16 protein-coding genes and 1 pseudogene are annotated in these 16,938 nt (G+C 60.9%); 13 read left to right on the plus strand and 4 right to left on the minus strand.

Annotated features, from left to right (window positions below):
- Positions 1-7 precede the first annotated feature (7 nt).
- Positions 8-1,849 carry a DNA helicase RecQ gene (gene recQ, locus N2599_RS04760; protein WP_245209211.1) on the plus strand — a complete coding sequence of 614 codons (1,842 nt, stop codon included), beginning with the start codon at positions 8-10 and terminating at the stop codon, positions 1,847-1,849.
- Between the two features lie 97 nt (positions 1,850-1,946).
- On the plus strand, positions 1,947-2,408 hold the full coding sequence (locus N2599_RS04765) for a cupin domain-containing protein (RefSeq protein WP_027508633.1): 462 nt from the start codon (positions 1,947-1,949) through the stop codon (positions 2,406-2,408).
- A gap of 60 nt (positions 2,409-2,468) precedes the next feature.
- On the opposite strand, the gene N2599_RS04770 is transcribed toward N2599_RS04765, so the two are convergent.
- Complete coding sequence (locus N2599_RS04770) at positions 2,469-3,239, minus strand: SDR family oxidoreductase (RefSeq protein ID WP_027508634.1); 771 nt, start codon at positions 3,237-3,239, stop codon at positions 2,469-2,471.
- A 174-nt stretch (positions 3,240-3,413) separates the two neighbouring features.
- Here N2599_RS04770 and N2599_RS04775 point away from each other — a divergent pair, with 174 nt between their 5' ends.
- From N2599_RS04775 to N2599_RS04825, 11 genes and pseudogenes are all read left to right on the plus strand, one after another.
- Positions 3,414-4,142 carry a class I SAM-dependent methyltransferase gene (locus tag N2599_RS04775; RefSeq protein WP_027508635.1) on the plus strand — a complete coding sequence of 243 codons (729 nt, stop codon included), beginning with the start codon at positions 3,414-3,416 and terminating at the stop codon, positions 4,140-4,142.
- Positions 4,143-4,208: 66 nt separating this feature from the next.
- Positions 4,209-5,396 (plus strand): glycine C-acetyltransferase, encoded by a 1,188-nt coding sequence (locus N2599_RS04780; RefSeq protein ID WP_027508636.1) that lies wholly within the window; start codon positions 4,209-4,211, stop codon positions 5,394-5,396.
- A 21-nt stretch (positions 5,397-5,417) separates the two neighbouring features.
- A complete protein-coding gene (gene tdh, locus N2599_RS04785; RefSeq protein WP_027508637.1) occupies positions 5,418-6,455 on the plus strand; it encodes an L-threonine 3-dehydrogenase in 1,038 nt (345 codons plus the stop codon).
- 6 nt (positions 6,456-6,461) lie between these two features.
- A pseudogene (locus N2599_RS04790) lies at positions 6,462-6,813 on the plus strand (GFA family protein).
- A gap of 436 nt (positions 6,814-7,249) precedes the next feature.
- On the plus strand, positions 7,250-9,304 hold the full coding sequence (rpoD, locus tag N2599_RS04795) for an RNA polymerase sigma factor RpoD (RefSeq protein WP_027508638.1): 2,055 nt from the start codon (positions 7,250-7,252) through the stop codon (positions 9,302-9,304).
- A 220-nt stretch (positions 9,305-9,524) separates the two neighbouring features.
- A complete protein-coding gene (locus tag N2599_RS04800) occupies positions 9,525-9,818 on the plus strand; it encodes a GYD domain-containing protein (RefSeq protein WP_022714277.1) in 294 nt (97 codons plus the stop codon).
- A gap of 169 nt (positions 9,819-9,987) precedes the next feature.
- The gene (locus tag N2599_RS04805) at positions 9,988-11,130 is read left to right on the plus strand and encodes a DUF930 domain-containing protein (protein WP_027508639.1); all 1,143 of its coding nucleotides are present in this window, start codon (positions 9,988-9,990) and stop codon (positions 11,128-11,130) included.
- 83 nt (positions 11,131-11,213) lie between these two features.
- Positions 11,214-11,378, plus strand: a complete 165-nt coding sequence (locus N2599_RS04810; protein WP_156915221.1) for a hypothetical protein — start codon at positions 11,214-11,216, stop codon at positions 11,376-11,378.
- 64 nt (positions 11,379-11,442) lie between these two features.
- The gene (locus N2599_RS04815; protein ID WP_027508640.1) at positions 11,443-12,249 is read left to right on the plus strand and encodes an AraC family transcriptional regulator; all 807 of its coding nucleotides are present in this window, start codon (positions 11,443-11,445) and stop codon (positions 12,247-12,249) included.
- Between the two features lie 71 nt (positions 12,250-12,320).
- Positions 12,321-13,211 (plus strand): DMT family transporter, encoded by an 891-nt coding sequence (locus tag N2599_RS04820; RefSeq protein ID WP_027508641.1) that lies wholly within the window; start codon positions 12,321-12,323, stop codon positions 13,209-13,211.
- Positions 13,212-13,280: 69 nt separating this feature from the next.
- A complete protein-coding gene (locus N2599_RS04825) occupies positions 13,281-13,679 on the plus strand; it encodes a DUF427 domain-containing protein (RefSeq protein WP_027508642.1) in 399 nt (132 codons plus the stop codon).
- Here N2599_RS04825 and N2599_RS04830 read toward each other — a convergent pair.
- The 3 genes from N2599_RS04830 to N2599_RS04840 form a co-directional block, all read right to left on the minus strand.
- Positions 13,676-14,707, minus strand: a complete 1,032-nt coding sequence (locus tag N2599_RS04830; protein WP_027508643.1) for a quaternary amine ABC transporter ATP-binding protein — start codon at positions 14,705-14,707, stop codon at positions 13,676-13,678. The two genes, N2599_RS04825 and N2599_RS04830, sit on opposite strands and share 4 nt — an antisense overlap.
- Positions 14,700-15,587 carry an ABC transporter permease gene (locus tag N2599_RS04835; RefSeq protein WP_027508644.1) on the minus strand — a complete coding sequence of 296 codons (888 nt, stop codon included), beginning with the start codon at positions 15,585-15,587 and terminating at the stop codon, positions 14,700-14,702. The genes N2599_RS04830 and N2599_RS04835 overlap by 8 nt, the downstream gene beginning before the upstream one ends.
- Positions 15,588-15,706: 119 nt before the next feature.
- On the minus strand, positions 15,707-16,705 hold the full coding sequence (locus tag N2599_RS04840; RefSeq protein ID WP_027508645.1) for an ABC transporter substrate-binding protein: 999 nt from the start codon (positions 16,703-16,705) through the stop codon (positions 15,707-15,709).
- Positions 16,706-16,938: the final 233 nt, after the last annotated feature.

The raw sequence follows: 16,938 nt of genomic DNA on the forward strand, positions 1-16,938 counted from the left end.
CGGCGACATGGCATTTTCGGCCGCAGGCGCGCTCTTCGGCAGCAGCCGGGATCCGCTCGATATCCTGAAGCGCGTCTATGGCTATCCGGCATTTCGGGGCAAGCAGCAGCAGGTGATTGAACAGGTCGTGGCGGGCGGCGACGCTGTCGTGCTCTTTCCGACAGGTGCCGGCAAATCGCTCTGCTTCCAGATCCCGGCGCTCTGCCGCGACGGCCTCGGCGTCGTCGTTTCGCCGCTGATTGCCCTGATGCGCGATCAGGTGGAGGCGATGAGGCAGCTCGGCATCCGCGCCGCCGCGCTCAATTCGTCGATTTCGCGAGAGGAATATGCGGACATCCGCCGGGCGCTTTCTTCCGGTGCGCTCGACATGCTTTACGTCACGCCTGAACGCATCCTGATGGACGGTTTTCGCGATATCATCGGCAGGGCGAGGATCGCGCTCTTTGCGATCGACGAAGCCCATTGCGTCTCGCAATGGGGTCATGATTTCCGCCCGGAATATCGCCAACTCGGCAGGCTTGCGGAACATTATCCCGGCGTGCCGCGCATCGCTTTGACGGCGACCGCAGATCCGCATACGCGCGACGACATCATAGAGCGGCTGGCGCTGAACAACGCCAAGGTCTTCACCACCAGTTTCGATCGCCCGAATATTGCATACGAGATCGTCGAGCGCGATCAGCCGCGCCAGCAGCTGCTACGCTTCCTCTCGGGCCACAAAGGCAATAGCGGCATCGTCTATTGCCTGTCGCGCGCCAAGGTCGATGACACGGCAGATTGGTTGAACGGACAGGGCATTCGCGCACTGCCGTATCATGCCGGCATGGACCGGGCACTGCGTGACGCCAATCAGGATGCCTTCCTGAAAGAGGAAGAACTCTGCCTCGTCGCCACCGTCGCTTTCGGCATGGGAATCGACAAGCCGAATGTGCGTTATGTCGCCCATCTCGACCTGCCAGGCTCCGTCGAGGCCTATTATCAGGAAACCGGCCGCGCCGGGCGCGACGGGCTGCCATCGGAGGTCTGGATGGCCTATGGCATGGCCGATGTCATCCAGCGCCGCCGCATGATTGATCAGGGCAGTGCGGCAGATGAGATCAAACGCATCGAACGCGGCAAGCTCAATGCGCTGCTCGCCATCTGCGAAACGGCTTCCTGCCGCCGCCAGGCGATCCTTGGGCATTTCGGCGAGGCGCATGCTGGCAATTGCGGCAGCTGCGATACCTGCCTGAAGCCTGTCGAAACCTGGGACGGGACGGAAGCGGCGATCAAGGCGCTTGCCGCCGTCTATCGCACCGGCGAGCGTTTCGGCACCGGCCACGTGATCGATGTGCTTCTCGGGAATATCAATGAAAAGACGGAGCGCTTCGGCCATGTCCACATGCCGGTCTTCGGCGCAGGCAAGGATATCCCGGCCCGTGTTTGGCAATCCGTCTTCCGCCAGCTTCTTGCCATGGGTCTGACCCGCGTCGATCATGACGCCCATGGCGCTATTAAACTGGAGCTGGATGCCCGCGCCGTCTTCAAGCATGAACGCCAGGTATTCTTCCGCAAGGACCGCCCGGCCTCGGAGCGCCGCACCAAGAAAGCCGAACGTAGCGAGCGCCGTTCCGGCCTTTCCGGCGCCGACGGCATTCTGTTCGAGGCCCTTCGGGCGGAGCGGACGTCGATCGCCAAATCCCTCGGCGTTCCGCCCTATGTCGTCTTCCCCGATACGACGCTGATCGCCTTCGCCACCGAACGGCCGCGCAGCCGCAAGGAACTGCTTGGCATATCCGGCGTAGGGCAATCGAAGCTTGAGCGCTATGGCGATGCGTTTCTGGACGTCATTCTGGCCCACGACGAGTAGACCGGAATGAGGCGGTTGCATAGGCCTGCCTAATGCAATCGGGTGATATTCTGCGCGCCGGACCTCTGATATGTTTTCCTAAAGTTGGGGGCCCTCGATGACAAATTTCAATAAAGCGGTGGTTTCGTTGCCCGGGCGTGAGCGGATTGCCAGACATCTGCATGACGGGCAGGTCTTCATTCATGCGACGGCAGAAGAGACGGGTGGCGTGCTCGGCATGTGGGAGACATTTTCGGCGCCTGGCACAGGACCGGGGCCGCACATGCACACGCGGGAGACTGAGGTTTTCCGCGTGATTGCTGGAGCCTATCGTTTCTGGTGCGGCAAAGAGGTGATCGATGCGCCGGTAGGCACCACGGTCGTTCTGCCGCCGAACGTGCCGCATGCGTGGAAAAACATCAGCGACGCCCCAGGGCGCATGATGGCCGTCGTAACGCCCGGTGGTTTCGAACATTTCTTCATGGAGCTCGAACGCACCGGCGCCAGCACGCCGGAGGCCATCCTTTTCATCCAGCAACGTTTTGGCCTCATGGACGTCGAAATGGAAGCCGAACTCTAGGATCGGGACCTGCATTTTGCGGTCCACCGCCGGTCGAAGGCCAGCCGGAGGAGCAAGCTTTCACATCCTGACGGTCATGCCGCCATCGACCGTCAGGACATGGCCGTTGACGAAGGAGGCGGCGTCGCTGGCAAGGAAGAGGGCGGCACCGGCGATCTCGTCCGGCCGCCCCCAGCGCTGGACCGGAATCCGCTGCCTCACGAAGGGCATCAGCTCTTCGTTCGCGGCCATCGCCGCGTTCGTTTCCGTCGCGAACCAACCGGGCGCGATGGCATTGCTGGTGATGCCATGTGGGCCGAATTCCACTGCCATCCCCCGCATCAGACCGGTCAACCCCTGTTTTGCAGCGGGATAGACGCAGTCGCCGGGAAGAGCGACGTGGCCGCTGATCGACGTCACCGAAATCAGCCGCCCATGGTTGTGCCGCTTCATCAGCCTGGCGGCATCCCGGGAGAGGGTCATCGCAGCGGCCAGATCCGTTTGGAGGAGGTGGAGGATCGCTTCGTCTTCGAAATCGGCAAGCGGGCGTCTGTCGCGGGCGCCGACATTGTTGATCAGGATGTCGAGCCGGTCGTGGTTCTTTTCGATATCGATCATCGCTGCGCGCTGCGCATCGCGGTCGGCCACATTGAAAGCGGCAGCCTCGGCACTGCCGCCGGACGCCCGGATGGCCTCGACGGCTTCGTCGAGCGTTGCAGCCGTCCGTCCGTTGACGAGGACATGTGCCCCGGCATCAGCAAGCGCCCGCGCCATCTCGAACCCCAGCCCGCGCCCTGCGCCGGTGACGAGGGCGATCCGGCCTCTCAGGGAGAATCTTTGGAAAATGCTCATAGCTCTCTCCATGCTGAAACCGATATCCGTTCGCCGGCGGCTCCAATAATGGACTGAGTCAAGTAATTTTGGCAATAGTGCGAGGATGGAGAATGCATTTATCGAGATTGCCTGAGGCCTGATCCTTGAGATCGGGGCGTGGCCGTTTATAAGGATCGGCCGGGAGGCTGCCCGATGACGCAGAACATTTACGACAAGCCTGAATTCTTCGAAGGCTACAGCAACATGCGCCGGTCCGTGCTCGGGCTCGAGGGAGCCGCCGAATGGCCGGCGGTCCGCGCGCTTCTGCCGGATCTTTCCGGCAAGCGTGTCGTCGACCTCGGCTGCGGCTTCGGCTGGTTTTCGCGTTATGCCGTGGAGCGGGGCGCGGCAGGCGTGTTCGCTCTCGACATATCCGAAAAGATGATCGCCCGCGCGAAGGCGGATAACGGCCATGCGGCGATCACGTACCAGATCTCGGACCTCGAGCACCTGCAACTGCCGAAGGCGGTCTTCGATTTCGCCTACAGTTCGCTTGCACTTCATTACATCGAGAACTTCGCGCAGGTGATTGCGACCATCCATCGCAGCCTCGTTCCCGGCTCGCAATTCGTCTTCACAATCGAGCATCCGATCTACATGGCGCCCACCCGCCCGACCTGGACGACGGATGCCGAAGGGCGGCGCATCTGGCCGCTCGCCGGCTATTCCTTGGAGGGCAGCCGCACCACCGACTGGCTCGCTAGAGGCGTCGTCAAACAGCACCGGAAGCTCGGGACGACGCTGAACACGCTGATCGGCGCCGGCTTTGCCATCCGCCATGTGGAGGAATGGGCGCCGAATGCCGAGGAACTCGCGGCCAATCCCGACTGGGCCGAGGAGCTCGACCGGCCGATGTTCCTACTGATTTCCGCCGAGCGTTGAGCGAGACAAGCCTTCGTCGATGTGCTACTCGACCGCCAACGGGAAGTATCAGAAGAAAGGCAGCCAATGACCTCGCAGTTTCTCTCCCATCTGCGCTCCGAGATTTCGGCCCTCAAAGACGCCGGGCTCTACAAGGCCGAGCGGGTCATCACGTCCAAGCAGGCCGGTGAAATCGCCGTCGCATCCGGCGAGCGCGTGCTGAACTTCTGCGCCAACAACTATCTCGGTCTTGCGGATAACGACGAACTTACGGAAGCCGGAAAGAAGGCGCTCGACCGCTACGGCTACGGCATGGCCTCCGTGCGCTTCATCTGCGGCACGCAGGAGGAGCATAAGCAGCTTGAGGTGCGCATTTCGTCGTTCCTTGGCATGGAGGATACGATCCTTTATTCGTCCTGCTTCGATGCCAATGGCGGCCTGTTCGAGACCCTGCTTGGCGAAGAAGATGCGATTATCTCCGATGCGCTGAACCATGCCTCGATCATCGACGGCGTGCGGCTCTCCAAGGCCCAGCGCTTCCGCTATGCCAACAATGACATGAAGGCTCTCGAAGAGGAGCTAAAAAAGGCCGAAGGCAGCCGCTTCAAGATGATCGCCACTGACGGCGTCTTCTCGATGGACGGCATAATCGCCAATCTTCAAGGTGTTTGCGATCTCGCCGAGAAATACGGCGCGATGGTCATGGTCGACGACAGCCATGCCGTCGGTTTCGTCGGCAAACACGGCCGTGGCTCGCCGGAATATTGCGGCGTTGAGGGCCGGATCGACGTCATCACCGGCACGCTCGGCAAGGCGCTCGGCGGCGCTTCGGGCGGCTATACTTCGGCAAGGGCCGAGGTCGTCGAATGGCTGCGTCAGCGCTCGCGGCCCTATCTCTTCTCGAACACGCTCGCTCCGGTAATTGCCGCCGCATCGCTGAAGGTCTTCGACCTGATCGAGAACGGCAATGCGTTGCGCGACAAGCTTTCGTCCAATGCCTCGCTCTTCCGTTCAGAGATGACCAAGCTTGGCTTCACGCTGGCGGGTGAGGGGCATCCGATTATCCCCGTCATGCTCGGCGATGCCAAACTCGCCCAGGATATGGCGGCTCTGATGCTGAAGAAGGGCGTTTACGTGATCGGCTTTTCCTTCCCCGTCGTACCCAAGGGCCAGGCACGCATCCGCACGCAGATGTCAGCCGCGCATTCGAAGGCGGATGTTGAGCGCGCGATTGCGGTTTTCGCTGAGGCTGGACGGGAACTCGGAGTCATTTAAGGGGTTGGGGGGAGTCAGATCATGTCGAACATGATGAAGGCGCTGGTCAAGTCGAAACCCGAGGTCGGGCTCTGGATGGAAAACGTGCCGGTGCCTGAGGTCGGACCGAACGACGTTCTGATCCGCGTGAAGAAGTCGGCAATCTGTGGCACCGATGTTCACATCTGGAACTGGGATCAGTGGGCGCAGAAGACCATTCCGGTGCCGATGGTAGTCGGTCATGAGTTCTGCGGCGAGATCGCCGAGATCGGCTCTGCCGTCACCAAATACCATGTCGGTGAGCGGGTCTCTGGCGAGGGCCATATCGTCTGCGGCAAGTGCCGCAACTGCCGCGCGGGAAGGGGGCATCTCTGTCGCAACACGCTTGGCGTCGGCGTCAACCGTCCCGGCTCCTTCGCTGAGTTCGTCTGCATTCCGGAAAGCAATGTTGTGCCGATACCGGACGACATTCCCGATGAGATCGCCGCAATCTTCGATCCCTTCGGTAATGCGGTTCATACTGCGCTCTCCTTCGACCTCGTCGGCGAGGACGTGCTTGTGACCGGCGCCGGCCCGATCGGCATCATGGGCGCGCTGGTGGCCAAGCGTTCCGGCGCCCGCAAGGTCGTCATCACCGACATCAACCCGCATCGGCTGGATCTGGCGCGCAAGCTGGGCATCGACTACGTCGTCGATGCATCGAAGGAGAATCTTGCCGACGTCATGAAGGCGATCGGCATGACAGAGGGTTTCGATGTCGGCCTGGAAATGTCGGGGGCGGCACCCGCCTTCCGCGACATGATCGACAAGATGAACAATGGCGGCAAGATCGCCATCCTTGGCATTGCGCCGGCCGGCTTCGAGATCGACTGGAACAAGGTGATCTTCAAGATGCTGAACCTGAAGGGCATCTACGGCCGCGAGATGTTCGAGACGTGGTACAAGATGATCGCCTTCGTGCAGGGCGGCCTCGATCTGTCGCCGGTCATCACGCACCGCATCAAGATCGACGAATTCCGGGACGGCTTCGAGGCGATGCGCTCGGGCAATTCCGGCAAGGTCGTGATGGATTGGAATTAAGGGACGATGATCTACCAAGGAAGTCGCCACTGCGGCAAGATCGCATTCGAGGTGGACAGAGACCTCAAGCAGGGCGATTGATTGCAATTGCTCGCTCTGCCGCCGGGGGGGGGGCGGCCTGCTTGCTTTCGTTCCGCATGACAAGCTGAAGCTGCAGACGCCGGAAGAAGACCTGTCGACCTATACTTTCAACAACCACGTCATCAAACATTACTTCTGCACCAACTGCGGTAATGCACCCTTCGGTGAAGGCGTTCTGCCGAACGGCGATCCCATGGCATCGATCAATCTCCGTTGTATTCCTGTGATCGATCTCGGTTCTCTGGAAATCATGCCTTACGATGGTGTGTCCCGATAGCTGCGGGCTGCATGTATCCTGGCAACGGCAGTGGAAAACGCCTGCTGCCGTGGCAAGAATCCTCGCTCCCCTTGTCTTCTTGCGGTGACATCCTATCTAAGCGAAGCAATCGCTTGAGCGGTTCCTAGCCTGTGGATAAGGCTTTTTCCGTGTTTTCGGCGGCTTTTTTACTAGAAAAGCTTGACGAGAACTAAAAATGTGGGAATCACCGTTCGACTTGAAAAGCGGTGAACTGGGTCGAGGCGGATCGCACATAACCATGGCCGGAAATTTCGAAGCACTAAAGCTCTGTCGTCCGGCATCAGCGATCGTGGTTAATCAGGCTTTAAAGCTCATCCCGTTAGGTGGATAAGGTGATTCGAGGCTTGGGTTCTACCCAGGCTTCGGGCCGTTCATCGCAGCGAGTTTGAATAGCGTCAGGAAGGCGACGATATAAATGGCAACCAAGGTCAAAGAGAACGAAGAAGCGGAAGTCGAACGCGACGGCGCATCCGACGGCCCTCTTCTCGATCTTTCCGATGACGCGGTCAAGAAAATGATCAAGGCCGCGAAGAAGCGCGGCTACGTGACGATGGACGAGCTGAATGCCGTTCTTCCGTCCGAAGAAGTGACGTCCGAGCAGATCGAAGACACGATGGCGATGCTGTCCGATATGGGCATCAATGTTGTCGAAGACGAGGAAGCCGAAGAGGCAAGCCCGGGCGGCGGTGACGACGACGACGCGGGCGGTGACGAGGAGAGCGAAGGCGGCGAACTCGCGCCTTCCGGCGGCACCGCGCTCGCAACGGCGAAGAAGAAAGAGCCGACGGATCGTACGGACGATCCGGTGCGCATGTACTTGCGCGAAATGGGTTCCGTCGAGCTTCTGTCGCGCGAAGGCGAAATCGCCATCGCCAAGCGCATCGAGGCCGGCCGCGAAACCATGATCGCCGGGCTCTGTGAAAGCCCGCTCACCTTCCAGGCGCTCATCATCTGGCGCGACGAACTGAACGAGGGCACGACCCTGCTTCGCGAGATCATCGATCTCGAAACGACCTATTCCGGTCCGGAAGCCAAGGCCGCCCCGCAGTTCCAGAGCCCGGAAAAAATCGAGGCTGACCGCAAGGCTGCCGAAGAGAAGGAAAAGACCCGGCGCATGCGCTTCGGCGACGACGACATCACCGATGTCGGCGGCGAGGGCTTGCCCGCGGAAGAAGAGGAAGAGGACGAGGACGAATCCAACCTCTCGCTCGCAGCCATGGAAGCGGAACTGCGTCCGCAGGTCATGGAGACGCTCGACCTCATCGCCGAGACCTATAAGAAGCTGCGCAAGCTGCAGGACCAGCAGGTCGAGCAACGTCTTGCCGCGACCGGCACGCTGTCTTCCGCCCAGGAGCGCCGTTACAAGGAGCTCAAGGACGAGCTGATCAAGGCCGTCAAGTCGCTGTCGCTGAACCAGAACCGCATCGAGGCGTTGGTCGAGCAGCTTTACGACATCAACAAGCGCCTCGTGCAGAACGAGGGCCGCCTGCTGCGTCTGGCCGAATCCTACGGCGTCAAGCGCGACAGCTTCCTGGAGCAGTACCAGGGCGCCGAGCTCGATCCGAACTGGATGAAGTCGATCGGCAATCTGGCTGCGCGCGGCTGGAAGGAATTCGCCAAGGGCGAAAACACGACGATCCGCGACATCCGCCAGGAGATCCAGAACCTCGCTACGGAAACCGGCATTTCGATATCGGAATTCCGCCGCATCGTGCACATGGTGCAGAAGGGCGAGCGCGAAGCGCGCATCGCCAAGAAGGAAATGGTCGAAGCGAACCTTCGCCTCGTCATCTCCATCGCCAAGAAGTACACGAACCGAGGTTTGCAATTCCTCGACCTCATTCAGGAAGGCAATATCGGCCTGATGAAGGCGGTCGATAAGTTCGAGTACCGCCGCGGCTACAAGTTCTCGACCTATGCGACGTGGTGGATCCGTCAGGCGATCACCCGCTCGATCGCCGACCAGGCCCGCACGATCCGCATTCCGGTGCACATGATCGAGACGATCAACAAGATCGTCCGCACCTCGCGCCAGATGCTGCATGAGATCGGCCGCGAGCCGACGCCGGAGGAACTGGCTGAGAAGCTTGCGATGCCGCTTGAAAAGGTCCGCAAGGTCCTGAAGATCGCCAAGGAGCCGATTTCGCTCGAAACCCCTGTGGGCGACGAAGAGGATTCACACCTCGGCGATTTCATCGAGGACAAGAACGCGCTGCTGCCGATCGACGCTGCAATCCAGGCGAACCTGCGCGAAACGACGACGCGTGTTCTGGCATCGCTCACGCCGCGCGAAGAGCGCGTGCTGCGCATGCGCTTCGGCATCGGCATGAACACCGACCATACGCTTGAGGAAGTCGGCCAGCAGTTCTCGGTTACCCGAGAACGTATCCGCCAGATCGAAGCGAAGGCGCTGCGCAAGCTGAAGCATCCGAGCCGCTCCAGAAAGCTCCGCAGCTTCCTGGACAGTTAAAGCCGTACCGGCTGCGATGCAGCCGTGCGGTGACCGATCGATGATAGGAGAGCCGGGTTGGTCCCGGCTCTTTTCTTTTTGGGCCATCCGACATTTCGTCGCTTTCCGGGCGCCTCAATGGTATAGTCCGGAGGATACGGGGGACGGGACCGGCCGCAGCGCGTGAGCGAAGGTCGCCACATACCTGCGTGGACCAAAACCCTCCGTAGGGAGGTGTGGAATGACCACTTACGTCATGCTTATCAATTGGACGGATCAAGGCGTTCGCAGTGCACGCGACTCGGCAAAAAGGCTGGACGCGGCAAAGAAGGCGCTCGGCGAGATGGGCGGCTCCTTCAAGGATTTCTTTCTGACGATGGGTGAATACGACATGGTCTCCATATGCGAGGCGCCGGACGACGCCGTGATGGCGCGGTTCACGTTGCAGCTTGCGACGGCCGGCAATGTTCGCACGAAAACGCTGAAGGCGTTTCCGGAGGCCGCCTATCGCGAAATCATAGGCTCGCTCGGCTAACCGTGGCGATCGGCCTGCGATCGCAGCCTCGTAAAGGTGAAAAGATGTGGAGCATCCGCCGTGCGGCCTTCGCTTGGTCGCGCGGCAAAGCACTTTTTTGTTTTACGGCTTGATGCCGCCTCCTTAAAAGGCCACATCCGTACCTTATCGGAGAGCATCATTCGCGGGCATGCAGAAGATCGTCGGAAAGCGCTGGAGAGAAATCAGTTGGGGTGTCACAGCCTCGATTGCGCTGCATATTGCCGTCGTTGCGTTTTTCCTGGTGAAGCTGCCGGACAAGGCTCCGCAGCCGCCAGAAGAGGAGACGGTGAACGTCGATCTCGTGCCTCCGCCGGAAGAGGAAAAACAGCCGGAGGAGGAGAAGGCCGAAGAAAAGAAGGCGGAAGAACAAAAGCCGGCTGAGAAGCCTCCCGAACTGCCGAAGATCGAGGAGAAGGCCGAGCAGAAACCGCCGGCGCCACCACCTCCGCCGCCGCCACCACCTCCGGCGCCGCCGGAAGCCAAGCCGGAAGAAAAGCCGTCCGAACCGCCGAAATCCGAAGCCAGGAACGATCCCTCCGGCAAGGAAGGGAAGGGACAGCCCATGCCAGTTCTCAGGCCCGTCTTCGAATTCGGCGACAAGGATAGCGGCGAGCGCAAATCCGAAACGGGCAATGCTTCAGCGGAAGCAGGCAAGCCACCGGTGACGCTGCCGGACGAGCCGAAACCCGAGGAGCCGAAGCCGGTGGAAACAGCCGCGATAAAGCCGCCAGTCACCGACAGGCCGCCGGCAAATCCAGTGCCGGATGATGTCGATCTGCCGCAGGTGGATATCACCGCTGTCAATCCGGAGAATAACGGGCCTGCGGCCGGCGCGGAAGACGACGCCAAGACCGGCTTCGAACAGACAAAGCCCGCGGACAAGCCGAACACCGATCAGACGGAAGTGGCGAAGGTTGAAAAGCCCACAAAGCTAAAGGAAGCAAAGACGCTCTTTTCGCAGAACGAAACGGACGACCCCATCGCCCGGACCGCGATGGGCAACATGCCGCGCAGCAGGCGGGCCGCCCAGCTTTGCAGTACCGAACTCCGCGAGCAGCTGGTTCACGGCTCGCCCGCCTACAATCCGGTGATCGTCCCAGCCTATGCGCTACCGCGCGGCACGGTGCTGGACGTGCGGCGTGGCGCTTTCCGCACGCGCGAGGGCTGGTATGACGTTCAATTCCGCTGCGAGGTCGATGAACGAGTGACCAAGATCGTGTCCTTCGCCGTCGATGTCGGCGATCCGATTCCAAGCAGCCAGTGGCGGAGCCGCGGCTTCCCGGAATACTGATGGCGCCGGCTACGTCAGCCCTGCGCAAGTGACTTCTCGTAATCCTGCTTACATCGCTGAATGTTCCGGTGAATGAAAGGACGATGATGTCGAACGAAATCGAGCACTTCTTTGAAACGCAGGACGAGGCCGTGAGCTTGGCGTTCCTCGAAAACAAGGGTGATGAGCTGACCGATATTCTGGTCGCTGCGCTCGAAGACGCCCTGAAAATTCTCTCCAACGAAATCCGGCCTGAAACCCTTCACTGATCTCGGTAAAGACGTTGCGTGCTTCGCCTGCCGCTGGCAGAGTCCGGCCGGAAGGAGACGCTGCGTGGCCAAAAGTCAGTTCACGATGCGCCGTTCGGCGATTGCCGGGGTGGAGGCGGTGGAGGCGGAAACGCGCCACAGTTTCGCGCGGCATACGCATGAACAATTCGGCATCGGCCTGATTGTCTCCGGCGCGCAGAAGTCGCTGAGCGGGCGCGGCATGGTCGAGGCGGAAGCAGGCGATCTCATCACCGTCAATCCGAACGAGGTCCATGACGGCGCGCCGATCGGGGAGGGTCGGTCGTGGAGCATCCTTTATTTTGATCCGACGATCATCAGCGATCTCATGCAGGACGCTGGCGAGGGCAGGGCGATGCGCTCGGAAATTCCGCGCCCCGTTATTCAAAATGCCACCCTTACAGCGCGTTTCGCAGGCCTCTTTGCCGCAATCACCAGCGGCTCAACGCAGGATGACCTTGCACGCGAAGAACTGCTCCTTGGCGTTGTTGCGGATGTCATGCGCGAACAGCCGATGCCGGAAGTGGCGCGCATGGCGCCGGCCGCGATCCACAAGGCGCAAAGCCTGATCGACGATGATCCTCTCGCCAACGTCTCGCTCGCCGATCTTGCGCGAGAAAGCGGCCTCAGCCGGTTTCAGGTGCTGCGCGGTTTCGCAAAGGCGACCGGCATGACGCCGCATGCCTATCTCGTCCAGGCCCGCATTCACATGGCGCGCCGTCTGATCGCTTCCGGCATGCCGCTTGCCGAGGCAGCCTTTGCCAGCGGCTTTGCCGACCAGAGCCACATGACACGCGTCTTTACCGCCAAATACGGCCTGTCGCCGCGTGTCTATGCCAGGGCGCTTGCCTGACGGCCTGCAATTTCGTTCAAGAAGCTTCGCCGTCTTTGCGGTTCTCTCCGTTCATCGAAACGGAGGATCCCATGACAAGAGCATTTCAGGGCTACATCTATCTGACGCTGGCGATGATCACCGTCGGCAGCACGGTGATCGCCAGCAAGATCATCGCGTCCGGCCTTGCGCCGTTCACGGCGACGGCGCTGCGTTTCGCCGCAGCCTTTCCCTTTTTCCTGATTTTGATGCATCTCACCCGATCGCGGCTGCCGAGGCTGTCGCGCCACGACTGGCTTATCTTGGTGACGCAGGCAGGGGCGGGCAGCGTCGGCTATACGACGCTGCTGATCTCGGGTCTGCAGTTGACGTCGGCGGCAAATGCCGGCGTCATCATCGGCACGCTGCCGGTCGTCTCGGCGGTGATCTCGATCCTCATTCTCGGCGAAAGGCCGCATCGCTTCCTGCTGGTTGCCATCGCGCTCGCCGCTTTCGGCGTCTTCTCGATCGCGGTGACGCCGGGTGCATCCGCAGGCGGCTCGCTGGCAGGCAATGCGCTGATCCTCGGCGCCGTCGTCTGCGAAGGGTTGTTCATCCTTCTCAACAAGCGCATGCGGACCGAAATCCCGCCGCTCACGCAGTCATCGCTGATGACCGGCATCGGTTTCCTCGTTGCCGGTATTCCGGCTCTCTTCGAAAACCATGTCGCAATCGGGTTTTCCGCAGCGGCGCTTTCGGCCGTTCTCTACTATGCGCTGGTGCCGACTGTCGGCGGCTTCATTTTATGGTACGCAGGCGCCGAGCGCGTCAGCGGCAGCGAGGCTTCGCTGTTTACGGCGATCGCCCCGGTCTCAGCCGTCATCCTCGCTTTCGTGCTGCTCGGCGAACCGGTCGGCCTCCATCAGATTTTCGGCGTCGCCTGCGTGCTTGCCGCAATTCTGGGGCTCGGGTTTTCCGCACTTGTCCGGGTGCGGCGCGCGTGACGGCGCCCCTTGGGAAGCGCCAGACACGACCCTATCTAAGGACGGTGCAATCTTTCGAAGGCGAACCCCATGTCAGACAAGCCGATCAAGATTCCCGGGCCTGATCATCCGATCACCATAGACCACAATCCCGCGCGCGTCGTCGTCAGGCTCGGCGGACGCGTCATTGCCGATACGCGCGATGCGCTGACATTGCGCGAAGCCTCCTATCCGCCGGTGCAGTATATTCCGCGTAAGGACGTCGACATGTCGCTGCTTGCACGCACCGATCATTCGACGCATTGCCCGTACAAGGGCGACGCCTCCTATTACAGCATCACGCCCGGCGGCGAGCGCTCGAAGAACGCCATCTGGACCTATGAAAAACCGCACGATGCGGTGCGTGAAATCAAGGACCGAATGGCGTTTTATCCGGACCGCGTGGATTCGATCGAGGAACTGCAGGCGCCCGAGGCCGGCGAGTTCTAGCGTTCCGTCCCAACAAGACAGCGCACGAGACCTTCCAGCGAGACGCGGCCGGCTGGCCGCCCGTCGGCACCGGTGACGGTCGCGCGGGTGACATTGCTTTCGGTCATCATCCGCATTCCTTCCTCTACCGTCGATTGGCCGGGGATGCGGATCACCGTGTCGCTTGCAGGATTGCTGAGCGGTTCCATCAGGGCCTCGATCCGGATAACGCGGCTGCGGTTCACTTCCTTGACGAAGGCCTCGATGTAGCCGTCCGCGGGATTGAGCACGATGTCGGCCGCACTTCCCTGCTGGATGACCTCGCCATCGCGCAGGATGGCGACCTTGTCGCCAAGCCGCAATGCTTCATCGAGATCATGGGTGATGAAGACCACCGTCTTCTTCAACTCCTTCTGCAGGTCGAGCAGAACGCCCTGCATATCGACGCGGATCAGCGGGTCGAGGGCGGAAAAGGCCTCGTCCATCAGCAGGATCTCCGCGTCGTTGGTGAGCGCGCGGGCCAGGCCGACACGCTGCTGCATGCCGCCCGAAAGCTGGTTCGGGTAATGTCCGGCAAAGCCATCGAGGCCGACACGCTTGATCCAGACATTGGCGCGCTCTTCGCGTTCTGCCTTCGCGACGCCCTGGATTTCTAGCCCGTAGACGGTGTTCTGCAGCACGTTGCGATGCGGCAGCAGGCCGAACTTCTGGAACACCATCGCCGTTCTGCGGCGGCGGAATTCGCGGAGTTCCTCTTCGCCCATCTTGCAGATGTCGGTATCGCCATAGAGCACTTCGCCGGCCGTCGGGTCGATCAGTCGGTTGATGTGGCGGATCAGTGTCGACTTGCCGGAGCCGGAAAGCCCCATGATGACGGTGATGCTGCCGCCGGGGATCGAGATGTTGATATCCTTGAGGCCGAGGACGTGCCCGTGCTTCTTGTTGAGCTCGGTTTTCGACATGCCCTTGGTGACCGCCTGGATGAAATCGTCGCCACGCGGACCGAAGATCTTGTAGAGATTGCGTATTTCGATCGATTGGCTAGCCATGCACGATTTCCCGGTGCTTCTGCAGCCTGAGGCCATAGGCCTGGCTGATGCGGTCGAAGATGATGGCGATGCCGACGATGGCGAGACCGTTGAAGACGCCGAGGGTGAAGTACTGGTTGGCGATGGCCTTGAGGACTGGCTGTCCAAGGCCCTGGACGCCGATCATCGAGGCGATGACCACCATGGCGAGCGCCATCATGATTGTCTGGTTGATGCCGGCCATGATGGTCGGCAGGGCAAGCGGCAGCTGTACGTTGCGCAGTTTCTGCCAGCTCGATGAGCCGAAGGCGTCGGCCGCTTCGAGAACGTCCTTGTCGACCATGCGGATGCCGAGATTGGTGAGGCGTATCATCGGCGGCAAGGCGTAAATAACGACGGCGATCACCCCAGGCACGCGGCCGATGCCGAGCAGCATGACGACGGGGATCAGATAGACGAAGCTCGGCATGGTCTGCATGACGTCGAGCACCGGATTGACGGCGTTCTGGAGCCGGTTGGAACGCGACATGCCGATGCCGATCGGAATGCCGATCGCGATTGAAATCACAGTGCAGACGAAGATCATCGAAACGGTCTTCATCGTGTCTTCCCACATGTCGAACCAGCCGATCAGGAGAAGCGTCGCGGCGCAGCCGATGACGATCTTCCAATTGCGGCTCCCAAGCCAGGCAATGCCGGCGACGATTAGGATCACCAGCGGCCATGGCGCGCCGGTGAGCAGCCTTTCAGCCCAGATCAGAAAGCTTTGCAGCGGGCTGAACAGCCCTTCGATGCTGTCGCCGTAAGCGCGGGTAAAAGCGCGAAAGCCTTCGTCCACGTTCTTTTTCAAGATACGCAGCGTATCGGCATCCATTGTTGGAAATTTCCAGAGCCAGTCCATGTCTCGTTCCCCATGGCTAAAGCGGCGGCGGGCCTGTTCTTCTTATGGCCGTCGCTTGAAAAGATCGGGCGGGCGGTGCCTTGCTGTCAAGGCACCGCCTGCTTGCGGATCATCGGGGATCAGAGGGAAGCCTTGATCTTCTCGGCGACCTCCGGAGAGACCCATTCCTTCCACAGGGCTTCGTTTTCCTTGAGGAAGTGCTTGGCGCCATCTTCGCCGGTGGCCTGGTTGTCGGTCATCCAGGCGATCAGCTTGTTGACGGTTTCGTTCGTCCAGGCGCGCTTGTTGAGATAATCCATGGCAGGACCGGCGCGATCGGCGAATGTCTTGCTCACAAGCGTCTGAACGTCGTCAGCCGGCCAGGCGTTCGGCTTCGGGTCGGCGCAATCGGCAACTGAGGTACAGCGCTTCCATTCCGCCGCATCATATTCAGCGCCGTAGCCGAGCTTTACCATTTCATATTTGCCGAGCAGGGAGGTCGGGGCCCAGTAGTAGCCGACCCAGGGCTGCTTGCCTTCGTAGGCCTTGGCGATCGAGCCGTCGAGGCCGGCTGCCGAGCCGGTATCCACCAGCGTGAAGCCGGCCTTGTCGCCGCCATAGGCCTTGAAGAGCTGCGAGGTCACGACCGTTCCGCCCCAGCCTTGCGGGCCATTGAAGACGGCGCCCTTGCTCTTGTCTTCCGGGGCGGGGAAGAGTTCGGGATGCTTGAAGAGATCAGGGATCGTCTTGATGTCGGGATGCGCTTCAGCGATGTACTTGGGGATCCACCAGCCCTGGATCGCGCCGTCCGAAAGGATCTTCGCGGCAGCGACCACCTTGCCGCCTTCGAGGCCGCGTTTCACGAGTTCCGGCTGAAGGCTGACCCAGGCTTCCGGCGCGATGTCCGGCTCACCCTTTTCAGCCATGGAGGTGAGCGTCGGCACCGTATCGCCGCTGACGATCTCGGCGGTGCATCCATAGCCTTCCTCGAGGATGATCTTGTCGAGGTTTGCTGCAACTTCGGCGGATTGCCAGTTCATGCTTGCGATGGTCACATTTCCGCATTCGGCGGCCGAAGCCACGCCCCCAAGGCCGAACAGGCCGGCAGCAAGGACGGTTGAGGCCAAAAGTGCTTTCATTTTCTTGTTCCCTCTGGTCGCGGTGTAACGTGAACCCGGGCGCCTGCGGCACCGCGTCCGCCAGCGCGCCTATTGAGCATGTTTTCAGTTGCCATGCACCATTCCGTTTACGCCAGAAAATGGCGCATTGACGCTTTCTTTCAATGTGCATTTGAGCGCGTTGTCGCGATCGGAACAATCGTTCCATTAGTCGCAAATTGCGCCTGCGCATTCGCTACGGTCGGCAAGCGGAT

The sequence above is a fragment of the Rhizobium sullae genome (genome assembly GCF_025200715.1).
Classification (GTDB): domain Bacteria; phylum Pseudomonadota; class Alphaproteobacteria; order Rhizobiales; family Rhizobiaceae; genus Rhizobium; species Rhizobium sullae.

Bases quoted from the DNA above. Each gene is read 5' to 3' on its own strand.
- N2599_RS04830 (WP_027508643.1), bottom strand. From the start codon at position 14,707: ATGGCTAGCCAATCGATCGAAATACGCAATCTCTACAAGATCTTCGGT.
- N2599_RS04820 (WP_027508641.1), top strand. From the start codon at position 12,321: ATGACAAGAGCATTTCAGGGCTACATCTATCTGACGCTGGCGATGATC.
- N2599_RS04800 (WP_022714277.1), top strand. From the start codon at position 9,525: ATGACCACTTACGTCATGCTTATCAATTGGACGGATCAAGGCGTTCGC.
- tdh (WP_027508637.1), top strand. From the start codon at position 5,418: ATGTCGAACATGATGAAGGCGCTGGTCAAGTCGAAACCCGAGGTCGGG.
- N2599_RS04770 (WP_027508634.1), bottom strand. From the start codon at position 3,239: ATGAGCATTTTCCAAAGATTCTCCCTGAGAGGCCGGATCGCCCTCGTC.
- recQ (WP_245209211.1), top strand. From the start codon at position 8: ATGGCATTTTCGGCCGCAGGCGCGCTCTTCGGCAGCAGCCGGGATCCG.
- N2599_RS04765 (WP_027508633.1), top strand. From the start codon at position 1,947: ATGACAAATTTCAATAAAGCGGTGGTTTCGTTGCCCGGGCGTGAGCGG.
- N2599_RS04810 (WP_156915221.1), top strand. From the start codon at position 11,214: ATGATGTCGAACGAAATCGAGCACTTCTTTGAAACGCAGGACGAGGCC.
- N2599_RS04835 (WP_027508644.1), bottom strand. From the start codon at position 15,587: ATGGACTGGCTCTGGAAATTTCCAACAATGGATGCCGATACGCTGCGT.
- N2599_RS04840 (WP_027508645.1), bottom strand. From the start codon at position 16,705: ATGAAAGCACTTTTGGCCTCAACCGTCCTTGCTGCCGGCCTGTTCGGC.
- N2599_RS04805 (WP_027508639.1), top strand. From the start codon at position 9,988: ATGCAGAAGATCGTCGGAAAGCGCTGGAGAGAAATCAGTTGGGGTGTC.
- N2599_RS04775 (WP_027508635.1), top strand. From the start codon at position 3,414: ATGACGCAGAACATTTACGACAAGCCTGAATTCTTCGAAGGCTACAGC.
- rpoD (WP_027508638.1), top strand. From the start codon at position 7,250: ATGGCAACCAAGGTCAAAGAGAACGAAGAAGCGGAAGTCGAACGCGAC.
- N2599_RS04825 (WP_027508642.1), top strand. From the start codon at position 13,281: ATGTCAGACAAGCCGATCAAGATTCCCGGGCCTGATCATCCGATCACC.
- N2599_RS04780 (WP_027508636.1), top strand. From the start codon at position 4,209: ATGACCTCGCAGTTTCTCTCCCATCTGCGCTCCGAGATTTCGGCCCTC.